We start from the raw sequence: 21,926 nt of genomic DNA, 5'->3' as shown, positions 1-21,926 counted from the left end.
TTATCTGCATTTTTATTTTTCCCTGATAACTCTTTTCTCAGATTCTGTTGTTTTTTCTACTACCCATGGCTATATTTTAGCACATATAGTGCTAAAAATAAACATATGTTTTCTTTTGAGTAAAAAATTTGCGCGTCTAACTCATAACTAAAGTCACTAGAGTAACGAGAATGCGACGCGCAATTATTCAAAAAGCCGTCAGAAATCTCTATACTGATTTCTGACGGTCCATTATTTTGTTTATCCTATAATTGGTAAACATCATATCCACAAATTGCTCCGCTGTGAAGGAGCTCCTGCAATTCTCAATTAGATCTGAGTAATTACAAAGATATCATAAATAGCCTTTACTGCAGTCTCAAAATCTCTGTTCTCTACACCGATAATGATATTCAGCTCACTGGAGCCCTGATCGATCATCTTCACATTTACATTTGCATGAGCAAGTGCTGAGAAGATTCTTCCTGCTGTACCTCTGGTGGATTTCATACCACGTCCTACAACAGCGATCAGCGCAAGATCAGATTCCATTTCTACGAAATCCGGCTGTACTGCGCGATGGATTCCTGCGATTACCTGCTGCTCTTTCTCTTCGAATTCATCCTGATGTACATATACAGTCATTGTATCGATTCCTGATGGAACATGCTCAAAGCTGATTCCCTGATCTTCGAATACCTGAAGTACCTTACGTCCGAAACCAACCTCACTGTTCATCATGGATTTCTCAATATTGATAGAACAGAATCCCTTCTTACCTGCAATACCTGTGATTGTAAATTTCGGTTTCTTGCATGTACTCTCAACAATAAAAGTACCCTTGTCTTCCGGTCTGTTTGTGTTTTTGATGTTGATCGGAATTCCCTCTTTACGAACCGGGAAGATCGCATCTTCATGAAGAACAGTTGCACCCATATAAGAAAGCTCTCTGAGTTCTCTGTAGGTAATGCTCTCGATCACTTCCGGATTTTTAACAATACGTGGGTCTGTTACCAGGAAGCCGGAAACATCTGTCCAGTTTTCATAAAGGTCTGCCTTGATAGCCTTTGCCACAAGAGAACCGGTTACATCAGAACCTCCTCTGGAGAAAGTTTTAACTTTTCCATCTTCACCAGCGCCATAAAATCCAGGGATAACGGCATGTTCACATTTTGCCAGCTTTTTGGACAGAAGTCTGTCTGTCTTCTCGGCATCCAGATTTCCGTTCTTATCAAAACGGATCACATCTGCTGCATCAACAAATTCATAACCCAGATATGCTGCCATCACCTTACCATTGAGAAATTCTCCTCTGGATGCTGCATAGTCTGTGCCTGCCTGTGCCTTGAAATCAGCTTCGATCTGAGCAAATTCATCTTCCAGAGAAAGATCAAGGTTCAGTCCGCGGATAATCTCATAATATCTTCCCTTGATCTCCTGCAGAATCGGGATGAAATCTTCCCCTTCAACTGCAGTATTATAACATTTATAAAGTAAATCTGTAACCTTTGTATCTCCGTCAAATCTCTTTCCGGGAGCGGACGGAACCACATAACGTCTGCTCTCATCACTTCTGATGATCTCCCCTACTTTCTGAAACTGTTCTGCATTTGCCAGAGAACTTCCTCCGAATTTAACAATTTTCTTCATTTTTCCTGCTCCTCATATGTCACTAAATATTTTCAGACCGATCTCCCATCAGTCTTTGTCACTCTACCAACATAAAGTCTGTTTAATATTGTATTGAATAAACGCCAATTTTGCAAGCCTTTCTTACAGAAATATCCGAAAATGGTTATTTTCCACAATCTGCCGAAGATTCCTGCTGTTTTTTTACAAATTCTGTCACATTATAAACACGAAGGATATCTCCATCCACCCGAAAATGAATATCCTTCTCTCCAAAAGGCATTCCGTAAGACCGTTCCGGATCATTCTGATAAGCAGGACGGGGATCATCTGCAAGAACTGCGATCAGAGCCTCTCTGCTTTCTCCGGGTATTCTTTCCAGGAGCTCCTGGGGAAATTCTACGTTCAGATGATGATCTTTGGAATATTCGGTAAAACTTCCTGTTGCTTCCGGATGGCAATCCGCATAAGGAATATATGGTTTAATATCAAAAATCGGTGTTCCATTCATCAGATCTGCACCTTCTACATAAAGTACAGGGCTGTCCGACTCATCCAGAGCTACTTTCTCAAGCTTCACACAGGATAATCCTATGGAATTAGGACGAAAGGGCGATCTTGTGGCAAAAACTCCTTTTCTCACATTTCCCCCAAGTCTGGGCGGGCGGACAGTCGGTGACCACTTTGTCCTCTTTGCCTCCGAAAACTCCCAGATCAGCCAGATATGACTAAACTCCTCCAGACCACGGCAGGCATCCACATTTCGATATTCCGGCTCGAATACAATTCTCGCTTTGAGCGCCCCTACACGGCCACTCTGCCTGGGGATACCGAATTTGGTTGGAAAATCATTTTCTATATGTGCGATTGGAATCATTGTATTATTCTCCTTTTTACCTTTTGATAAAACAATAGCCCGGAAAATAACTCTCCGGGCTATTATTGTTATTTCTTCTGTGCAAAATACTCTTTTGTAAGTGTAATGGCGGTTCCTGAAAGCAGGAATACACCAATTAAGTTGGGGATTGCCATGAGACCGTTGAATGTCTCAGCAATGCTCCAGAGAAGTCCCAGATTTACAGTTGCACCAAGGATTGCCACTAATGAATAGGCAATCATAAATGGGCGGATAACTTTTGCAGAGAATAAGAATTCAATGCAGCGTGCTCCGTAAAGTCCCCATCCGATAATCGTTGAAAATGCAAAGCAGCACATGGCAACTGCCGTAAAGATAGAAACCCAGCCTCCGTATGTAGCAGTAAATCCGGAAATTGTAAGTTCTGCACCTGCCGCTGCACCGTAATTTACCGGCACGCCGCTTACAAGGATCACAAGTGCTGTCAGAGTACAGATCACGATTGTATCTGCAAATACCTCAAAGATACCAAACATACCCTGTTTTACAGGCTTGCTTGTATCTGCACAGGCATGAGCGATAGACCCTGTACCAAGTCCGGCTTCATTGGAGAAAATACCTCTGGAAACACCCTTTTTCATACTGAGGAAAAAGCTTCCGATCACACCGCCTGTCACTGCTGACGGATTAAAGGCTCCATAAACAATATCATGGAAAACTGCCGGAACTCTTCCGATATTTAAGATTACAACACCTAATGCAAGTACAATATAAAACAATGCCATAAAGGGCACCAGCTTCTCGGAAACACTTCCGATTCGCTTGATACCACCCAGCAGTACCATACCAACCAGCAGCGTGATCACAATTCCAAGGATCAGATTCAGTCTGCCTGTGGAAGACTCTGAAATCACATTGAAGTTAATAAGAGCTGTATCAATTGCTGTTGTAATGGTATTTACCTGAGTAGCATTACCTGTTCCAAATACAGTCAGTACACCGAATGCAGAATAAAGAACTGCAAGAAATCTCCAATTCTTTCCCAGACCATTCTTAATATAATACATAGGTCCGCCTACATAATCCCCATGTCTGTTTCTCTCACGGAAATGTACTGCTAAGGTAACCTCTGTAAATTTCGTGCACATTCCAAGGAGCGCGGAAACCCACATCCAGAATACAGCTCCCGGTCCGCCGATGGCGATAGCTCCGGCAACACCGGCGATATTTCCAGTACCTACTGTACCTGCCAACGCAGTACAGACTGCCTGGAAAGGTGTCATGGAACCGTCAGAGGCCTCTTTTTTCTTAAAAATTCTTCCCAGTGTGGTTTTAAGCGCATACGGGAATTTCCGGATCTGGACAAAACCAGTCCGCAGGCTCAGGTAAAGCCCTACGCCGATAATACAGATCATAGCCGGGACACCCCAGATAAAATTATTTACGACGTTATTGATGGATTCAATTGTCTGAAGCATGTTAAATAAACCTTTCTTTCGTGTAATAATAACAGTTTAGCACTTTTTTCACCGTATGTACAGAAAAATTCTATTAAGATAAAGCATTAAAGCACAATAAGTTAACAGCGCAAACAGATACGATCAGCCGCTCCACTGCTTGCCATACCCATATCACTGCTTCACAGTTTGAGCAAAAGTCAAAATAACGTATAAATTTGTCATAATTTCAGTAGCATTTCCTCACCCAAACCTCTATTATTGTAAATATGAAATCAAGGAAAACACCTGTGTATTTTCTAACAGTACTTAAGCGTTTCAGTTATTCGGTGTAGCGCCGCGTAGCAAAGCGGATGATTTTATCCGCTTGACCATTTTCAACCTAAGGAGGACATGACAAAATGATTCAGAAATATACTTACGGGACCCCATTTGAAACCGATGCCATCGTAACTTCTATCCCGGCTTCTGAGGGAACTCCTGCATACGGAACTATCTCCACAGAGAACGGCTTCTCTTTTACTTATGACATGGATGACAACGATGTTGTCTATGGTCTGGGCGAATCAAGCCGCGGAATCAACAAACGTGGATACGTTTATGAAAGCAACTGTTCCGACCAGCCAAACCATACAGAAGATAAAATCTCCCTCTACGGAGCACACAACTTCCTCGTAATCTCCGGAAAACAGACTTTCGGTCTCTTCGTTGATTATCCCGGAAAACTGAAGTTTGATATCGGTTACACACTCTCTTCCCAGTTAAAGATCACCTGTGAGGATGCAAATCTTTATCTGTATGTGATCGAGGGTGAAACCCCTTACGATATCGTAAAACAGTTCCGTAAAATCATCGGAAGAAGCTATATCCCGCCTAAATTCGCATTTGGTTTCGGTCAGAGCCGCTGGGGATATACAACTGCTGATGACTTCAGAAAAGCTGCTGACGGATATCGTGAAAACAATATTCCAATCGATATGGTATACATGGATATCGATTACATGGAAGACTACAAAGATTTCACAGTCAATCAGGAAAACTTCCCTGACTTTGAGGCCTATGTCAATGAAATGAAAGAAAAAGGCATCCACCTTGTCCCGATCATCGATGCAGGTGTCAAGGTAGAGGCTGGCTATGATGTTTATGAAGAAGGCGTTGAGAAGAACTACTTCTGCAAACGTGAAGACGGCAGTGATTTCGTTTCCGCTGTATGGCCGGGCTGGACTCATTTCCCGGATGTCCTGAACGCAGATGCCAGAGCATGGTTCGGACAGAAATATGAACGTCTCATTTCCAAAGGAATCGACGGTTTCTGGAATGACATGAACGAGCCTGCAATGTTCTGCACACCGGAAGGCGTTGCTGAATTAAAAGAATACATCAAAGACAACTTCATGGACAAGGAAGAAACATCTGGATTCGTTCTCGGCGCAAAGGTAAAAGGACTTGCAAATAATCCGGAAGATTACAAACGCTTCTATCACAATGTAAACGGTCAGAAGATCCGCCACGACAAGGTACATAACCTGTTTGGCTATAACATGACCCGTGCAGCAGGTGAAGCATTTGAAAAAATCGCACCTGGCAAACGTTTCCTGATGTTCTCCCGTTCCTCCTATGTGGGAATGCACAGATACGGCGGAATCTGGATGGGAGACAACAAATCCTGGTGGTCACACATCCTTCTGAACTTAAAGATGCTTCCATCCCTGAATATGTGCGGTTTCCTTTACACAGGAGCAGATCTGGGCGGATTCGGTGCAGATACCACACGTGACCTGGTACTGCGCTGGCTGGCACTGGGTGTATTCACACCTCTTATGAGAAACCACTCCGCTCTGGGAACCAGAGAACAGGAAGCTTACCAGTTTGAAAATATCGAAGACTTCCGCCATGTGATTGGTGTCAGATATCGTCTTGTTCCATATCTGTACAGTGAATACATGAAAGCTGCATTAAACGATGATATGATGTTCCGCCCATTGGCATTCGACTATACAGACGATACTTTTGCTACTCAGGTAGAAGATCAGTTACTTCTTGGAAACGAAATTATGATCGCACCTGTTTATACCCAGAACGCAAAAGGCCGCTATGTATATCTGCCAGAGGAAATGATGTTCGTCAAATTCCTGCCGGATGGAACCATCTCTCAGGAAATCCTTGAAAAAGGCCACCACTATGTAGAAGTTGCCCTGAATGAGGTTCCGCTGTTCATCCGCAAGGGAAAAGCAATCCCGGTTGCTGATGTTGCACAGACAGTAAAGGATATCGATCCTGCTACGCTCCGAATGATCGGATATGAGGGAGCTGAATATGACCGTTATGATGATGACGGAGTAAGTGCTCTGTAATTTAACCAAATCAATCAGATTTACCTGCCTCAATTGCAGGAATTACCAGACAGCAGTTAGCATTGAACGAGATGTCACCTCATAAAAAATAAAAAGAAACAGTCACATGTATCCAATGAATATCAATATATTCTTTCAGTTATGTGACTGTTTTCTTTTAACTTATCAATTCTCCAAAAGAACCTGGTTTTGCCGGAACAAAATTTCCACTTTCATCAGTTGTTCCAAATTTTTCTTGATATTCTCCTTCAGTACGCGAAATTTTAGGTTTTTATTCTCTTTAGCAGATTCTACTCATGGGGAGAACATACTCATACCCATTGTATCCATGGAAGCCACACTTACGCTGTAGGGCTTTCTATCCTCCCCATAGAAACGCTTCTCCGAAGAAGTGGGCAAACCTATAACATAAGAAGTAACACACTTACTTAATTCCGTTAAAAATTAATACGTATTCCATAATCCGCAAAATAATTACTTAACCTTCTCCATGTATTTTCTCCAGCAATACCATCCGCTGTAAGTTTCTGATCTTTCTGGAACTGTACAATTGCATATTCCGTATTTGGTCCATATATTCCATCTATTCCTCCCACATCATATGCAATGGCACTTAAACAAGTTTGTAATAAACGTACATAATAAGAACTAGCCCCAGGGACTGTACAATAATCATACACATAAATATACTTGCCATTCTTAGTATGGAACAATCCCCATGTATTAGCCGTCAACATAATATCTTCATCGCTTAATATGCCGGAAGGAATAGATGCAAATGAACCATACTTCAAAGCCAGTTTATTTACATTATACAAAGTGTCTTCTATGCGTGCCACGTCTACAGATGTCCGTTCTTCAACTGTTTCTTCATTATCAGTAGATATCTCTACATTAGTATCACCAAAAATATCTTGTCCATCAGAAAAATCTGCCGCATTTACTGAGCTGATTATAATTAGCTGTAACAAAAAAGAAAAAAGCAGAGCAAAAGTCATTTTCTTCTCTATTTTCATATACATTTCCTCCATTCATACCTCAAATATTTTAATCTCCGACCTTCCATTTCAAAAACTGCCTGTAACCTTTTATAAATATTTTTTTGCATTTGATTAATGTGTTGATGTTGGTAAGAGAGTCCCATCAACTACTGGTGTACCAACAAGTTAATTTCTTGAACATTCTCGCGTCCGTTTTTTATTCCTGCGTTGTCACCGGTCGCCGTAACCACCCATTGAATAACCACAAGTAAGGAACTGAACTTTTCCATGCTAATAAATTCTTAAAACAGAGGTCTCTAACTTAAGTTATGACTTAACAATTAATCATATAACTATTTTTTATGCAGGAACATCGGAATCACCTCCAAACATAATAGGATTATCTTTTTCAATCATCTTCAATCATTTTGTTCAGCATCAAAATATCTATTTTCCTCCATACCTCGTTTCCAGCTATTCCATCAATTGTTAATCCTTCTTCTTTCTGAAAGTTCTTTATTGCTTCCGTTAGTTCTTCATTTGATTTTGTAACAGAGTTTCCATTGTAATATTGTAATTTTTCCAAACATTTTTTTAACAACTTCATATCATCATTTTCTGTTACAAAATATGTCTCATTATTTTCTGTATTTATCACAGCAACAACTTCCGTAAATAATGAATCACCCTCCCTGATATTTTCCGGGTCAAAAGGCAAAATCGGAATATTTTCTAAAGATCCATATTCAAAATATAATTCATTCAATAAATGAATACTTTTCTGAAATTTCTCCTGCTGTTTCAATTCTTCTTCCGTATAGTTTTCAAAAAATAAAGTATTATAATAATATAATACTTTATTCATTTTATCTACATCATCCGGATTCTCTTTTTCCAGTTGATCCATCGTCCCTGTTTCACGAGCCCACACATTATTCAAACAAATACTACAAATAAAGATAATCATCAATAACACTGCGTTTTTGCTTCTGCTATGTTTCATTTGATACTTCTCCTTTCTTCAGATACATTTCAGTTCTTCTTACTTATATTTAAATGATAACACATTCGTCGCAAAATTTTATGAAACAGCGAAATTCATATATAAATTGGCGAAATTCGTTTTTTCAAAACATAGTGTGTTTTTTATAAGGTTTTTTGCCACAATTCCTCTCCAATATTTCTGTAATGTTGCACAAACAGTAAAAGATATTGAACCCGCTTTTATCTGCATGATCAGATATGAGGAAGCTAAATATAGCCGTTATAATAGCGACAGTATAAGTATGCTGTAATCATCAGCCCAAAACAGTTACCTCAAAAATAGCAATAAAAAGAAACAGTCACTTACATCTGATGAATTAAGATATTCACTCAAATATGTGACTGTTTTCTTTTTGAAATCTGTTTTATTACAGCTTCACAATCATTGTATTTTCCTCTTTAAAAACTATTTCTCCCAATGAACTTAAAAGTGCTACATTAACCCCTTCATATTTTTGATATTCACAGCTTCCAATAAAAATATAATTCACCTCATATTTATCAAGCAGTTCCTGTACTTCTTTTTTATCTGTTGAAGTATAAATAGTTTCCACGTCTGTTCTTCTTTTGTTTTCTTCATCAAGATTATTTCGCCATAACCATTCATGAACATACCATCCTAATACCGTCGGCAATCCTGTCATAGCAGAAACCCGGTTGTCATAGTCTTTATAACTGTCGCCGCAAGCTTCAAGAACGGTTGGCTGACCTGTAATATTTTTATTCAGCCATCGTATTGCTGCCGCATCTTCAGGAATGGCATTTTCTAGATAAGCAGTTGCATTGAGAGTTTGGTATTTATTTTTCAGAGGAAAACCTGTAAACCAATTTGTTGTAGCATTTACGAAATATCCACAGGTAGATATAAGAAGTATTATTGCCATTCCCCCAACGGTTATTTGCACTTTTGATAATCTTACCTTTTTCTCATATCTATTATCCAATTTAGTTTCTTGCAAAATTTTTATTCTGTCTGCCACAAAAAATACCAGAATATACGACATCATAAGCGCAAAAAGTATATATGCCTGATAAGTCAACTTAAACATAGTATTTGCTCTTGGTGCTGTTTTTTCATAGATATCTCTTACATAAATGATTTCCGGAATCAATATTAGTCCCATTGCACAAAGAGAAAGTACAACTCCGTATAAATCAGAAACATTAATTTTGTAAAATAAATTCCTGTTTTTTTTATTTGTAAAATTCCTATTTTTTATCAGCGTAGATACGACAAATAATCCACATATAAGCAATGGAAAAGCCCATAATACACAAAACTGATAAAACGCCGTATGAATTTTCACTATTCCGATTCCCTGTACCATAACACTTTTAAACTGTAAATGGAATGGTAACGAAATCAACACCGCAGTCAGCAGAAGTTCTATCCATTGCACAACGCTCCATTTTATACCGGTTCTCATATCTGAAGGTTTCATATCTGTAGAATTAAGATATCTCTTCAAATTTCCAAAAAACAGTGTTCCACATATTACAACATAACAAATCATAAAATCCCATGTATTTGAAAACAGGAAAATTCCAAGGAACAGTCCCAGCAGAAATATCTCTTTCTGTTTCCAGCTTTTACCGGAATTTCTTTTTATCCATGCATATAAAATCCCCAATACTGCCAAAACAAAAAACACATTAATCACATGCGCATGTAAATCCCCAAGAACAAAAGAATATGAAGGAAATTCATGAATTGTCTCGTCCCCTGTCACAGGTGGATCAAATCCTATAAATCGTGTTGTGCTTGGAAACCAGTAATCTTCTCTTATCCCCAGTAATGTAAAAATTTTTCCATATATAATATAATGAAGGTTTCCACTCATGGATACAGATAAACCTGCTAAAATACCTCCAAAATCTGTTATCCATGCTCTTCCCCTTTTACCTAATTTATCCTTAAGCATCTGACGCACAAGACTAAATGGCAATACAAACGCAAATGCAGCTATCATGGTACGCATAAGATTGTATGTAATCTCTACCTTTGTTCCTGTAAGTTTCGTAAGAAACACCGCAAAATATTGACCACCATAATAGTAGTTAAAAGCTTTGCCAGCATACCACATATCTTCTGACGGAAGTGTTGTGCTACGCATCATAGACTTCATAAAACCAAAATCCATATATTTTTCAGTTCCATGAGCTGCCGGATGAAATCCTGCCATATATGTCCACAAAAGAAATACAACAAAGAAAATCACTTCTTCCCAATAAACAAGTTCCATATGTTTCCACGGAAAAACCTTTCTTTGTTTTCCATATATTCCATAAGCAATACTGCTCCCCCCACATAAGGTAGTAATTACGACAGAACTCAATGTGGTAAAGTGAACCACTTTTATAGAAGTCAAAATCCATACTCCATATCCGCATATCACTATTGCTATAACCTTTGAATTCATCCATCCATTATCATCAAAACCTTTGAATATCTGAGCCGTTATCGGCATAAATACCAATCCAAGAATCCATAAAATTTCCCACCATATCATGAATGTAAAGAAATCGGATCCTAACAGCCAAAAAGCAACTCCTATCAATAGCCCTGCTGCCAGTAATTTAAATTTATTTACTTTTTTCATAATATATTTCTCCATAATTTTTTTTATAATTAAGCAAAAATATACCAGTCACTTCATCATATAAGCTACAATAACTCTATATCTTTTTTTGCATCATTTGTATTTGAATAATATCATATTTATTGCAAAATTTTCTAAAATGGCGAAATTCATATATAAATTGGCGAAATTCGTTTTTCGAGAACATATTGTGGTTTTTTATGATGTTTTCTGTCACAATATTTTCCCTCTTGACTAATTTTCTGCAAAATAAAAGACAGCGCAGTCCTACCACTACACTATCTTTCATAGATTCTATATAATTTATAAGTATAACATTACCCTTACCGTAAAAATCTGATTTGTATTCGAAACATCCATAAATCCCTGATATTTCTCTACCATCTTCCTGACATTTGCAAGACCAATGCCATGTCCTTTTTCTTCCTTCGTTGACAATAATTTATTTTGTTCTACATCCAATTCATGTTGAAAACTGTTTTTAATTTCCATGGAAAACATACCTTTTTCATAGTATATATTCACTGACATCCATTTATCTTCTGTCTGCTCTGCTGCTTCTATTGCATTCTCTGTCAGGTTTCCCAAAATCACATTCAGATCAAATGCTGATATACACAAATCAGATGGTACCCGTACCTCATACTCTACATGATTCAGTTTCTTTTTTGCCTGTCCCAGAAGATAATTCAGCAGACTGTCAAGATTCTTATTCCCACAACTGACCAGTTCAGACTGATTCTGCATATACTCCCCCATGTCCTGTATATATTTCCGAATTTCTTCATTATTCTGATTTGCAGCCATAAGTGCAAGTTCTCCCAGATGATTTTTCATATCATGGCGTAGAGCTTTTACTTTCTCTTCCGATTGCATCAACACATCCAACTGGTGAGAATAAATGAGCATTTGTTTTTCCATAAGAGATTGTTCTTCCAGTTTCTTATACGCACTTATCAGAACATCATATAAATAGAAAATCAATAATACAACTGCCAAAACACAACATCCAAATAACACCAGCAGGATACGATTTTTTAGTTCCTGTTCAACAATAAGCAATTCTGCCAGACAAAGTGCTGAAATAACCGCCAGTATCATCCCATGCGGAGTTTTATCTTCTCCTTTATTCTTAATCAAGATTTTTTCTGAAATAACATCGCAAATCAGCAATAATGGTACAGTTATATACGCAGCACATTCACCGACTTTCCCTGTTATTGAATAATCTGTCAGTAAATGAACAGCTACTAAATCACATCCCATATTAGTTCCATATACAAATAGTGTCACAAATATTTTCTTTTTCAATGCTCCTTCATAACACACTGTAATCAAAAAAATCAGCACTATATTTGTTATCACACTCATACCTGGCGAACAAAATATCAGATGTACCACTGCTGTCAAAACAAAAAACAATACATAACAGGCTCTTTCTTTTTTCTTTTCCTCAATATCTGTCCAAAAGAACAACCTCATAAAGCGATAGATTATATATGTACGCAAAAGATTCGTGCTTAATGTAGTTATCAACACAAACATTTACTCTCTGTCCCTCCACACACGCTCTGCCAGTTGCTTTCTCACTGATTTCCGATATGGCTGGCTGATTGGAATTGTATCTCCGTTTTTCATTTTCACAGATTCATAAGAACATTCTTCGATATAATCAAAATTGATCAGATACGACTGATGAATCTGAATGAAATTTCCCGGAATTTTCTTTGCTATTTCTTTCAGTTTGCCATTAAATTCTTTCTGTCCGTCTTTTAAAACCAGATGCACTTTTTTATTCTGACTGCTGAAATACAGAATATCTTTATATAATACCTTGAAATAATATCCACTGCCAAAGTACTCGAAAATACCTTTTCTGACTTCCGAAATTTTCTGAATCCTGTTCATGACATTCCCAACTTTTATTTTGTCTAAAGGTTTGATCAGAAAATCTGTAGGCTGTACACGAAATAAATCCATCGCATAACTGCTGTTCGCTGAAATGTAAACAATTGCAGTTTCCATGTTTTCCTGTTCTTCTCTTATAAAACGTCCCACTTCAATTCCATTTGTTGTCAGTAATTCTATATCCAGAAACAACACATCCGGAATCTGCTCTTTCTCTCTCAGAAATCTGCACAGGCTCTCTCCTCTGTACCAAATATCAATATCTATCTGAATTTTATTTTGTTCCGCATAATCATAAAGCATTCTTTCCAATTCAGCACAAACACCCTCATCGTCATCACAAATGGCAATATATAACATTTTCTACTCCTTTCATACTACCAGGAGTATATAACCATTGGAATTCTTTTTCAATATAAAAATAATCACACTCCCAAAGCTCTGGAAACTAAAGAACTTATGTGGGGTATGCGCAGTGCAGCAAGGGGAGAGATTCAGACAGCATTTTTCTTTCATTCCCGCAGTCAGAGTGGTGAGAATTTTTCTGTCAATATAATTTAACTTGTTGTGCTATAGATAAAATGAAATATAAACTATACGAAATATTTTTTCTTACTCTTTGACTATTTTCCGAAGTATTCCATCTTCCATCTCATATACTTCATCACATAGAATCTCTATATCCTCCCGATTATGACTTGCCAGAATAATCAGCTTATTTTCATTCTTCATCTTCAGCAAAAGCTCCCGGATTTCTGCTACACCATTTTTATCAAGACCATTCATTGGCTCATCCAAGATCAGGATTGGTGGATCTTCCATAATAGCCTGGGCAAGTGCCAGCCTCTGCCGCATACCAAGCGAGAATTTTCCAACCGGGCGTTTCAATTTCGGATCAAGTCCAACTGTGTTTAACACTGAATGCAGATATGATTTATCTGGTCTATTTCGTATCGTGTACAGAAATTCAAGGTTATGGTAAGCACTCCAGTTTCGTAAGAACCCAGGATCTTCGATAATGATCCCTGCCTCTGTAAGCATGTCCTTATCTTTCCCCATTACTTTTCCATTTACAGAAACCGTTCCTTCATCACAGGCCAGAAAGCCACAAATTGTTTTAAACAAAACCGTTTTCCCAGAGCCATTATGTCCGACCAGCCCATATATCCGGCCACTTTCACATCTGAGCGTGACATCCTTTAAGACTTTATTGTTCTTAAAACTCTTATTGACATGTGATACCTCTATGATATACTTTTTTTCATTCACAGCAGTTATTCCTCCTATATATCCTCGTTTTCCCAGTTGAACTCACACTTCTTTACTTTTATAAGAATCAAAATTATTAAAATAATGTTTCCTATTAACAAAAATGCAAACATATACTTTATAGATGGTACCCAATAGTATCCAAGCACAGGAGAGTTAACCTGCACTACCTTTGCCCATACAGTAGGGATAAATTTCGCAAGAATATATCGTATTTTAGGATGGATATTTACCACAAAAAATAGCATTATCGTTAATGCTGCTGTAATTGAGACTGCCAAAATGTGGTTGAAATATAAGCTTATCATAAACATTAAGGAACTTAAAAACATGGAAATAAATGTGCATATGACTATTGTAATGATCATTAATTGTAATGGTGAATATTTTCCTAAAATCTGATAATAAAACACATACTTCAGATTATACTGTATTGCTGCATTTGTCATAGCAATCGTATGGATAAGCTTCCCCCATTGAAGGCTCCATTCTATCTGTGGAAGTAATGAAACAATTGAGCAAAATGCTGTAAAAACTACAAGAATAAAGGACCGAAAAAACGTTCCACCTAATTGTCCCAGAGCCCAACTTATACGTCCTGTTCTGATAATCTGGTACATATTACTGTGCTGCATATATGGAATATCTGAATTTATATAGATTATTCCGAACCAAAAAAGTATCAAAAAAGACAAATTTGAAATCATAAAAGGAAATACGCACCATGTTACCGGATATTTGATCGAGTAAGTCAATTCTCGCAGAGGATGATTGTAACTCCATATCGTTACGGCGATAATAATTGCAAATGTGATAGTCTTTATATTTCTTATTTTCAGTAAAGTATTTTTCAAAATATATTTCATAATCTTAAACATATTTTATAACCTCTTTTGAATCTTCTTGTATATCAAACAGCCTAATAGAATTGTTGGGATAATACTTATTAAAAGAATCAAACTAAAGCTTTCCCAGTCTTTATTCATTGGTCTATTATAGGCTCTGAAAATAAATACAGTATAAATAGTATTTCCAGAGCATTCTATCAGAATTTGATATATTATAATCGGTAATGCTAATACAGTGACACGATTATGAATATATAAAGAAAAATAACCAGCTAATACAGATAGTAATCCGGATAACAATCCAAGCTGCAAAGAGTACATTACGCAATATAAAAAATAATGCTCTTTTTTCAGTAATATGGAATAACTTCCATTCAGCAAAACATTCATACATCCCACAGACTCATTTACCCAATCTCCACCAGCTATACGTCCCGATAATAAAAAAAGTATCGTTCCTAAAACCATAACCAAAATTGCAGTTAAATAGATGAAAGCAATTTTGGTAACTACATATCTTTTTAAATTACTCCTGATCAATTCATATCGTATATATTTATTATCAAGATCTTCACAAAATACAGTAGCAAATGGAAATGCACAAAACACATATGCAATCATGATTCCCGAAAGCTCTGATCCCTGAATATATGTATCCAAAATATTTCCATTGATCAATCCTATCTGTTCTGTAGAAAATAATATTGCAATACTTACTCCGATAATTGCCGCATATATCTTATAGCATTTTAAAAGTCTGCTTAAATCAGATTTTATGAGTAAACCTTTGCTTTTGTAGTTCAACTTTTTCTCCAGCCTTTCCTATTCGAGATATATTTCTTCCCCCGAAACAGCATCTACTAAGGTAATGGATGTCGTATCATCATCCTGAAGAATCTCAAAATACCAAACAGGGCTAACTTCCATCTGCTGCGCTTCATTCAGAAAAACTCTCTCATACAATTTTGCTCTGGTTATTTTGTAGGTTGATTCATTTAACAGGTTATTAAACTTATCAAAAACGACTGAAGCAATATCGTCAAATGCGAGAAAATTTATTTTTTGGTCTGATACATCAAATTTATACATATATCCTGAGTAAGAAAGAATTTCTACGCCTCTCTTTGAATAAATCGCTTGAATAACAGAACTGTCTGGTGTATCATAAGCCAACTGTCTGCTAGTGTTCATCAATTCATGAAATACTGGCAATTTTTGGCTCATTTGTACGCCATAGACAAAATATGCATCATCTTCTTCTGTCCATGACTCCTTTCGGTGTTCTTCCATATCCAGCCCATCAGAAATCTGTTCATTTTCCAATTGACTCATAGCTTCATGATTTAAAGGATAAGCATCCCAGGATATATCAGTCGTATCAATGCCAATGTTTTCCAAATCTGAAGATACTTTTTCAATTACTGTATTCTTATCCATAAAAGAAACTGTCTGTTGTTCAAACCGTTCTTTATATTGAGGATCACGTACTCCAATATATCCATAATACTTTGCGGTATCTGAACCATATGTAAAAGAGCTGTCAACGGATAATGTAGAGCCATCTGTAAAGACATAATAAACTCCTTCAGGATCTTCTGAAGACGCTGCCGGTATTGTCCCATTTTCTTTTACTTCTTTTCCCTGCGTGTAGATTGAAATCGTTTTGTCCATATCCGGATAAATTCGGCCTTTTGTTTTTTCTGAGTACATCTCAGTTTCTGAAAAATCCTTTGGAATTTCTAACTCACAATCAAACTTCACTTTTTCACTGCTTTTTTCATAGGTAGAAGGAAAATCCGCTGCAAAGCAAGTGTTAATACTATTGAAAAATATCAAACAACTAATTGTGATTTTTATAACTGCCATCGCTTTAATCTTCATTGTTTTTCTCTCCCTTATTCTTTGTCATTTTAACCACGCGCGTAATTTGCAGTAAACCAACGACAAGTGTTATTATAGCTATAAATGAGCAAATTTGAAAAAATGTACAAAACTATCCTGCTAATTTCATAAACGCTTCAAAATCAACACTGGATTTAAGATGTCTTTTTTTTATGCAAAATAACGAACTTGCTCATTTATGGTTTGTATTTAAACAATAGCATATTTATTGCAAAATTTTCTGAAACGGCGAAATTCATATATAAATTGGCGAAATTCGTTTTTTCAGAACATATTGTGGTTTTTTATAAGGTTTTCTGTCACAATATTTTCCCTCTTGACTAATTTTCTGCAAAATAAAAGACAGCGCAGTCCTACCACTACACTATCTTTCATAGATTCTATATAATTTATAAGTATAACATTACCCTTACCGTAAAAATCTGATTTGTATTCGAAACATCCATAAATCCCTGATATTTCTCTACCATCTTCCTGACATTTGCAAGACCAATGCCATGTCCTTTTTCTTCCTTCGTTGACAATAATTTATTTTTCTCTACAGCCAATTCATGTTGAAAGCTGTTTTTTATTTCCATGGAAAGGATGCCCTTTTCATAGTATATATCCACTGACATCCATTTATCTTTCGTCTGTTCTGCTGCTTCTATTGCGTTCTCTGTCAGGTTTCCCAAAATCACATTCAGATCAAATGCTGATATACACAAATCAGATGGTACCCGTACCTCATACTCTACATGATTCAGTTTCTTTTTTGCCTGTCCCAGAAGGTAATTCAGCAGACTGTTAAGATTCTTATTCCCACAGCTGACCAGTTCAGACTGATTCTGCATATACTCCCCCATGTCCTGTATATATTTCTGAATTTCTTCATTATTCTGATTTCCAGCCATAAATGCAAGTTCTCCCAGATGATTTTTCAGGTCATGGCGTAGAGCTTTTACTTTCTCTTCCGATTGCATCAACACATCCAACTGGTGAGAATAAATGAGCATTTGTTTTTCCATAAGAGATTGTTCTTCCAGTTTCTTATACGCACTTATCAGAACATCATATAAATAGAAAATCTAGTTATCAACGCAAACATTTACTCTCTGTCCCTCCACACACGTTCCGCCAGTTGCTTTCTCACTGATTTCCGATATGGCTGGCTGATCGGAATTGTATCTCCGTTTTTCATTTTCACAGATTCATAAGAACATTCTTCGATATAATCAAAATTGATCAGATACGACTGATGAATCTGAATGAAATTTCCATGTTTTCCTGTTACAGCTCTTACAACTCTATTTCAAGACAAAAGTACCCTTTGGTTTCGCGTGGAGTACTCTCAGGGAAACCAAAGGGTTCACATATGAAAGTTATTATTTTTCTTTATTTGCCAAAACAATATAACGGTAAATTTCTGTAAACGGGATTTCTTTTTCTCTGCTCAACTGTGCAACGCTCTCATATTCCGGATAAAGCTGCTCTTTTCCATTCAAAGTGCATACCTTTACCTGAACTTCTCCCCATGGAGTCGGAAGGGTTCTCGTTTCTCTGGGAAGAATCGTACGTTCCATTATGCTATAACGAATTCCAATCGTAGTAGTTTCTTCAAAAATAATATTCTGAAGCGTTTCTATATCTTCTTCCTTACAGATCACATTCAGAACCCATGCAGGTCTGTTCTTTTTCATAAAAACAGGCACATAATGCACATCTCTGGCACCGGCTTTCATCAGACGTTCCATGACAAATCCCAGAACTTCTCCACTGCAGTCATCAATGTTTGTTTCCATCTTGATAATCGTATCTTTGGTTTCCTGATTTTCAGCTTTCGGATTATTTCCGATTTCCGGGTTTTTGAATTCTTCTGTCTGAGCCTTTTCTTCATCTATTTCTGCGCTCTGTGAGATAATCATTGCCCTTAGGATTCCCGGGCATTCATACTGGCGTTTACCTGCGCCGATTCCAATCTTCTGGATTTCAAATATTTCCGGAAGTTTATCTTTTGTTTTCACTGCTGCCACTATCGCTGCACCTGTAGGCGTTACAAGTTCACCCTCTACCTCTGTCATTTTCAGATGTAAATGATTGGCACTTACTATATTCGCAACTGCCGGAACCGGGATTGGCAGGATGCCATGCTGGCAGCGGACAGTTCCCCGTCCCTCGCAGAGAACAGGAACAATCACCTCTGTAACATCAAGATCATCCAGACAGACTGCCACAGACACAATATCTACAATAGAGTCCACTGCTCCCACTTCATGAAAATGCACCTGATCCACAGGCACATTGTGTGCTTTACTCTCTGCCTCTGCAAGAATTTCAAATATACGCAATGCGATCTTCTTTGCATTCTCAGTCATTGCGCTATGCTCTATAATATAGGTAATTTCTTTTATTCCACGGTGTTCGTGATGGTGATGGTCTTGCGCTGTTCCTGTGCCATGGGCGTGATTGCTCTCATGGCCTTCATGATGATGTCCATGCAGATATTCCATATCATGGTCATGATTTTCATGCTCTTTATCCAGCACAACATCAAAATCACATGCATCTATTCCGGACTTCACAACTCTGCTGATCTTTGTCTCAAATCCTGATACCTTAAGACTCTTCAGCACCCTGTCCAGCACTAAACGGTCAGCCCCCAGATCAAGAAGCGCCGCAACCGTCATATCACCACTTATCCCTGAATAACATTCCAGATATAATGTTTTTCCCATAATCAATTTCCTTTCTCATCTGTACCTGCTGCCAGACGGTTGATCTGCGTTGCCAGATAGCCGGCACCGTAGCCGTTATCAATATTCACCACAGCAATCCCATTCGCACAGGAATTGATCATAGTAAGAAGTGCCGAAAGACCATGCATACTTGCACCATAACCCACAGATGTCGGTACTGCGATCACCGGTCTGCTCACCAGACCGCCCATCACACTGGCAAGAGCTCCCTCCATTCCCGCAACTGCAATTACACAGTTCGCACTCTGGATCGTCTCCAGTCTGGAGAATAAACGATGCATTCCGCTGACTCCCACATCATAAATCCGTTCAACATTTGTGCCAAAATATTCCGCTGTCTGTGCAGCTTCCTCAGCAACCGGAATATCTGCAGTTCCTGCTGAACACACCGCAATCTTACCAATACGCTTCTTATCTTTCTTTTCAACCTTTAAGATACGCGAGATCGGATCATATTCTGTCTCCGGAAACTTCTCCTTCACCAGTTCATACTGATGTTGGGAAGCTCTGGTTCCGAATACCTCACCGTCTTCTCTGTATAATCTTTCAAAAATATTCAGAAGATGTTCATCTGCCTTATTACTGCAGTAGATTACTTCTGCGAAACCGGTTCTTGCCTTGCGGCTTGTATCCAGCTTCGCATATCCCATTTCTTCATAACTTTCTTTCTTAAGGATTCGCTCTGCCTCCTCCACAGATACAGAACCACTTTTTACACTTTCAAGAATCTCCTGTAAGGTCATGGATTCCTCCTTTTAGAACACCACCTGCACCAGAAACATATAGACAACCGTTCCCACTATAATACTGAGCAGTGTATTTCTCTTCCACAAATGAAGATTTTGCTGTTATCATTCTTTTTCCTTATCAGCGCCCTTATTTCCACGCTGATCGTAGTCATCCAGGAAATTGTAGTATTCTCCATCTTTATGATATCCCATAACAGTACGAAGATTAATATCCCGCACACTGTTAAAGATATTCGTCTCGATCACACTGCTTGTATTTCTAAACTGTGCAACCAACTCTTTCATCTCATCACGCTTGGAACCACGTCCGCCCCCACAGCTTACACAGTTCTCAGTAAAACGGCATGCACACTGAATGAAGTGCAGCCCATTAGTATCTCTCCATGCCTTGATCGCAGATTCCTTGATCAGATACATAGGACGGATCAGTTCCATTCCCTCAAAATTCTGACTGTGCAGCTTCGGCATCATAGTCTCCACCTTACCACTGTACAGCATACCCATGAGGATTGTCTCGATCACATCATCAAAATGATGTCCCAGCGCAATCTTATTACATCCCAGCTCCTTGGCATGAGAATACAGATAACCACGTCTCATTCTCGCACACAGGTAACAGGGATTATTCTCAATTTCTGCCACTGTATCAAAAATATCACTTTCAAAAACCGTAAGAGGAATTCCCAGAAGCTCTGCATTATCCTGAATAATCTTCCAGTTATCCGCATTATAGCCCGGATTCATTACCAGAAACACCAGTTCAAAATGAATCTTCCCATGACGCTTCAGCTCCTGAAGCAGCTTCGCCATCAGCATAGAGTCCTTACCACCTGAAATACAGACAGCAATCTTATCTCCCTCCTGAATCAGCTGATACTGATTCAAAGCCTTGGTAAACGGTCTCCAGACTGTCTTTCTGAACGTCTTGATAATACTGTGCTCAATCTCTTTCGTCTTCAGTTCCTTCTGCTCCTTAGCATCATTCTCCATAAAACGGCTCAGAGAAAGTCTCAGATAGGCACGATATCCACCTTCAATATTCACAGCCTCATACCCTGCATCACTCAGCTTCTCCACACAGTCCCGGCTTCTGTCCCCCGTATGACAGAGAACATACACCATCTTCTCCCTGTCCACAGACTCCATTCTTTCCTCAAACTCATCCAGCGGAATATTCACTGCCCCCGGAAAAGATCCCCTGCTGTACTGATCCGCCGGCCGCACATCCACGATCGTAATCTTAGAAGAATCAATCTTCTCCAGCTCTTCCACACTAATTGTATTCATATATAACCTGCCTTTATCTATTAAAATCAATCACTTACCTCTGATGAATCACCCTGTATTTCCGCCCAATTCACCAGCCATCATTATACTTTGAAACCCCATAATAGTCAACATATTCCCTTGCCGTTGACTCGTAACAGTCCCTGTTTCGTTACTGTGTGAACGGAGTGAACAGTAACACAAAAGGAACAGAGCCAATGCCCTGTTCCCCTTTTATTATTTATAAACTTTTACACCAAAGGATTCATGAATGATAGTACGAGCCTCTTCAATGGTTTTAAACTCTTCTGCTTTCAGCATCTGTGCTGTGATATTTCCGATTGCAGTTG

The 21,926-nt window shown here is 38.2% G+C and carries 18 protein-coding genes and 1 pseudogene; 1 reads left to right on the top strand and 18 read right to left on the bottom strand.

Features of this window, described 5'->3' with window-relative positions; all coding sequences use genetic code 11:
- Positions 1-309: 309 nt before the first annotated feature.
- The 3 genes from LJE12_RS17065 to LJE12_RS17055 all read right to left on the bottom strand — a co-directional run bounded on the left by LJE12_RS17065 (position 310) and on the right by LJE12_RS17055 (position 3,942).
- Positions 310-1,629, bottom strand: coding sequence for an aspartate kinase (locus tag LJE12_RS17065; RefSeq protein WP_008705535.1), 1,320 nt, complete (start codon positions 1,627-1,629; stop codon positions 310-312).
- Positions 1,630-1,774: 145 nt separating this feature from the next.
- A complete protein-coding gene (tsaA, locus tag LJE12_RS17060) occupies positions 1,775-2,485 on the bottom strand; it encodes a tRNA (N6-threonylcarbamoyladenosine(37)-N6)-methyltransferase TrmO (RefSeq protein WP_055053745.1) in 711 nt (236 codons plus the stop codon).
- 68 nt (positions 2,486-2,553) lie between these two features.
- Complete coding sequence (locus tag LJE12_RS17055; RefSeq protein ID WP_055053744.1) at positions 2,554-3,942, bottom strand: alanine/glycine:cation symporter family protein; 1,389 nt, start codon at positions 3,940-3,942, stop codon at positions 2,554-2,556.
- A 380-nt stretch (positions 3,943-4,322) separates the two neighbouring features.
- Here LJE12_RS17055 and LJE12_RS17050 point away from each other — a divergent pair, with 380 nt between their 5' ends.
- Positions 4,323-6,275, top strand: a complete 1,953-nt coding sequence (locus tag LJE12_RS17050) for a glycoside hydrolase family 31 protein (RefSeq protein ID WP_118633611.1) — start codon at positions 4,323-4,325, stop codon at positions 6,273-6,275.
- A gap of 437 nt (positions 6,276-6,712) precedes the next feature.
- Here LJE12_RS17050 and LJE12_RS17045 read toward each other — a convergent pair whose 3' ends face one another.
- From LJE12_RS17045 to LJE12_RS16975, 15 genes and pseudogenes are all read right to left on the bottom strand, one after another.
- On the bottom strand, positions 6,713-7,291 hold the full coding sequence (locus tag LJE12_RS17045; protein WP_227226898.1) for a peptidoglycan-binding domain-containing protein: 579 nt from the start codon (positions 7,289-7,291) through the stop codon (positions 6,713-6,715).
- Between the two features lie 373 nt (positions 7,292-7,664).
- A complete protein-coding gene (locus LJE12_RS17040; protein WP_118633613.1) occupies positions 7,665-8,258 on the bottom strand; it encodes a peptidoglycan-binding domain-containing protein in 594 nt (197 codons plus the stop codon).
- A gap of 409 nt (positions 8,259-8,667) precedes the next feature.
- Positions 8,668-10,899: a DUF2298 domain-containing protein gene (locus LJE12_RS17035; protein WP_227226897.1), complete on the bottom strand. Its 2,232-nt coding sequence runs from the start codon at positions 10,897-10,899 to the stop codon at positions 8,668-8,670.
- Positions 10,900-11,202: 303 nt separating this feature from the next.
- Positions 11,203-12,210: a sensor histidine kinase gene (locus tag LJE12_RS17030; protein ID WP_182465692.1), complete on the bottom strand. Its 1,008-nt coding sequence runs from the start codon at positions 12,208-12,210 to the stop codon at positions 11,203-11,205.
- 234 nt (positions 12,211-12,444) lie between these two features.
- A complete protein-coding gene (locus tag LJE12_RS17025) occupies positions 12,445-13,167 on the bottom strand; it encodes a LytR/AlgR family response regulator transcription factor (protein ID WP_118633616.1) in 723 nt (240 codons plus the stop codon).
- 252 nt (positions 13,168-13,419) lie between these two features.
- Entirely contained in the window at positions 13,420-14,076 is a 657-nt protein-coding gene (locus LJE12_RS17020) for an ABC transporter ATP-binding protein (RefSeq protein WP_118633617.1), read from the bottom strand.
- Positions 14,077-14,090: 14 nt separating this feature from the next.
- Positions 14,091-14,696 carry a hypothetical protein gene (locus LJE12_RS17015; RefSeq protein ID WP_147413766.1) on the bottom strand — a complete coding sequence of 202 codons (606 nt, stop codon included), beginning with the start codon at positions 14,694-14,696 and terminating at the stop codon, positions 14,091-14,093.
- Positions 14,697-14,957: 261 nt separating this feature from the next.
- Positions 14,958-15,728: a hypothetical protein gene (locus tag LJE12_RS17010; protein ID WP_118521257.1), complete on the bottom strand. Its 771-nt coding sequence runs from the start codon at positions 15,726-15,728 to the stop codon at positions 14,958-14,960.
- Between the two features lie 18 nt (positions 15,729-15,746).
- On the bottom strand, positions 15,747-16,805 hold the full coding sequence (locus LJE12_RS17005) for a hypothetical protein (RefSeq protein WP_118521258.1): 1,059 nt from the start codon (positions 16,803-16,805) through the stop codon (positions 15,747-15,749).
- 410 nt (positions 16,806-17,215) lie between these two features.
- Complete coding sequence (locus LJE12_RS17000; RefSeq protein ID WP_227292297.1) at positions 17,216-17,833, bottom strand: sensor histidine kinase; 618 nt, start codon at positions 17,831-17,833, stop codon at positions 17,216-17,218.
- 80 nt (positions 17,834-17,913) lie between these two features.
- Complete coding sequence (locus tag LJE12_RS21165; protein WP_118633619.1) at positions 17,914-18,075, bottom strand: LytTR family transcriptional regulator DNA-binding domain-containing protein; 162 nt, start codon at positions 18,073-18,075, stop codon at positions 17,914-17,916.
- Between the two features lie 115 nt (positions 18,076-18,190).
- Positions 18,191-19,540: a nickel pincer cofactor biosynthesis protein LarC gene (gene larC / locus LJE12_RS16990; RefSeq protein WP_227226895.1), complete on the bottom strand. Its 1,350-nt coding sequence runs from the start codon at positions 19,538-19,540 to the stop codon at positions 18,191-18,193.
- A 2-nt stretch (positions 19,541-19,542) separates the two neighbouring features.
- Positions 19,543-20,304, bottom strand: a complete 762-nt coding sequence (gene larB / locus LJE12_RS16985) for a nickel pincer cofactor biosynthesis protein LarB (protein ID WP_020993373.1) — start codon at positions 20,302-20,304, stop codon at positions 19,543-19,545.
- A 12-nt stretch (positions 20,305-20,316) separates the two neighbouring features.
- Positions 20,317-20,400 (bottom strand): annotated as a pseudogene (locus LJE12_RS20805) (AzlD domain-containing protein); the annotation flags it as partial.
- Between the two features lie 12 nt (positions 20,401-20,412).
- On the bottom strand, positions 20,413-21,597 hold the full coding sequence (locus LJE12_RS16975; protein WP_118614478.1) for an ATP-binding protein: 1,185 nt from the start codon (positions 21,595-21,597) through the stop codon (positions 20,413-20,415).
- Positions 21,598-21,926: the final 329 nt, after the last annotated feature.

This window comes from Blautia sp. DFI.6.71 (assembly GCF_020593585.1).
GTDB classification, from domain to species: Bacteria; Bacillota; Clostridia; order Lachnospirales; family Lachnospiraceae; genus Blautia_A; species Blautia_A wexlerae.
This window is presented reverse-complemented; position numbering and strand designations above follow the sequence as displayed.

Coding starts and splice junctions, on each gene's coding strand:
- LJE12_RS17065 (WP_008705535.1), bottom strand. CDS start 1,629: ATGAAGAAAATTGTTAAATTCGGAGGAAGTTCTCTGGCAAATGCAGAA.
- tsaA (WP_055053745.1), bottom strand. CDS start 2,485: ATGATTCCAATCGCACATATAGAAAATGATTTTCCAACCAAATTCGGT.
- LJE12_RS17055 (WP_055053744.1), bottom strand. CDS start 3,942: ATGCTTCAGACAATTGAATCCATCAATAACGTCGTAAATAATTTTATC.
- LJE12_RS17050 (WP_118633611.1), top strand. CDS start 4,323: ATGATTCAGAAATATACTTACGGGACCCCATTTGAAACCGATGCCATC.
- LJE12_RS17045 (WP_227226898.1), bottom strand. CDS start 7,291: ATGAAAATAGAGAAGAAAATGACTTTTGCTCTGCTTTTTTCTTTTTTG.
- LJE12_RS17040 (WP_118633613.1), bottom strand. CDS start 8,258: ATGAAACATAGCAGAAGCAAAAACGCAGTGTTATTGATGATTATCTTT.
- LJE12_RS17035 (WP_227226897.1), bottom strand. CDS start 10,899: ATGAAAAAAGTAAATAAATTTAAATTACTGGCAGCAGGGCTATTGATA.
- LJE12_RS17025 (WP_118633616.1), bottom strand. CDS start 13,167: ATGTTATATATTGCCATTTGTGATGACGATGAGGGTGTTTGTGCTGAA.
- LJE12_RS17015 (WP_147413766.1), bottom strand. CDS start 14,696: ATGTACCAGATTATCAGAACAGGACGTATAAGTTGGGCTCTGGGACAA.
- LJE12_RS17005 (WP_118521258.1), bottom strand. CDS start 16,805: ATGAAGATTAAAGCGATGGCAGTTATAAAAATCACAATTAGTTGTTTG.
- LJE12_RS17000 (WP_227292297.1), bottom strand. CDS start 17,833: ATGGAAAAACAAATGCTCATTTATTCTCACCAGTTGGATGTGTTGATG.
- larC (WP_227226895.1), bottom strand. CDS start 19,540: ATGGGAAAAACATTATATCTGGAATGTTATTCAGGGATAAGTGGTGAT.
- larB (WP_020993373.1), bottom strand. CDS start 20,304: ATGACCTTACAGGAGATTCTTGAAAGTGTAAAAAGTGGTTCTGTATCT.
- LJE12_RS16975 (WP_118614478.1), bottom strand. CDS start 21,597: ATGAATACAATTAGTGTGGAAGAGCTGGAGAAGATTGATTCTTCTAAG.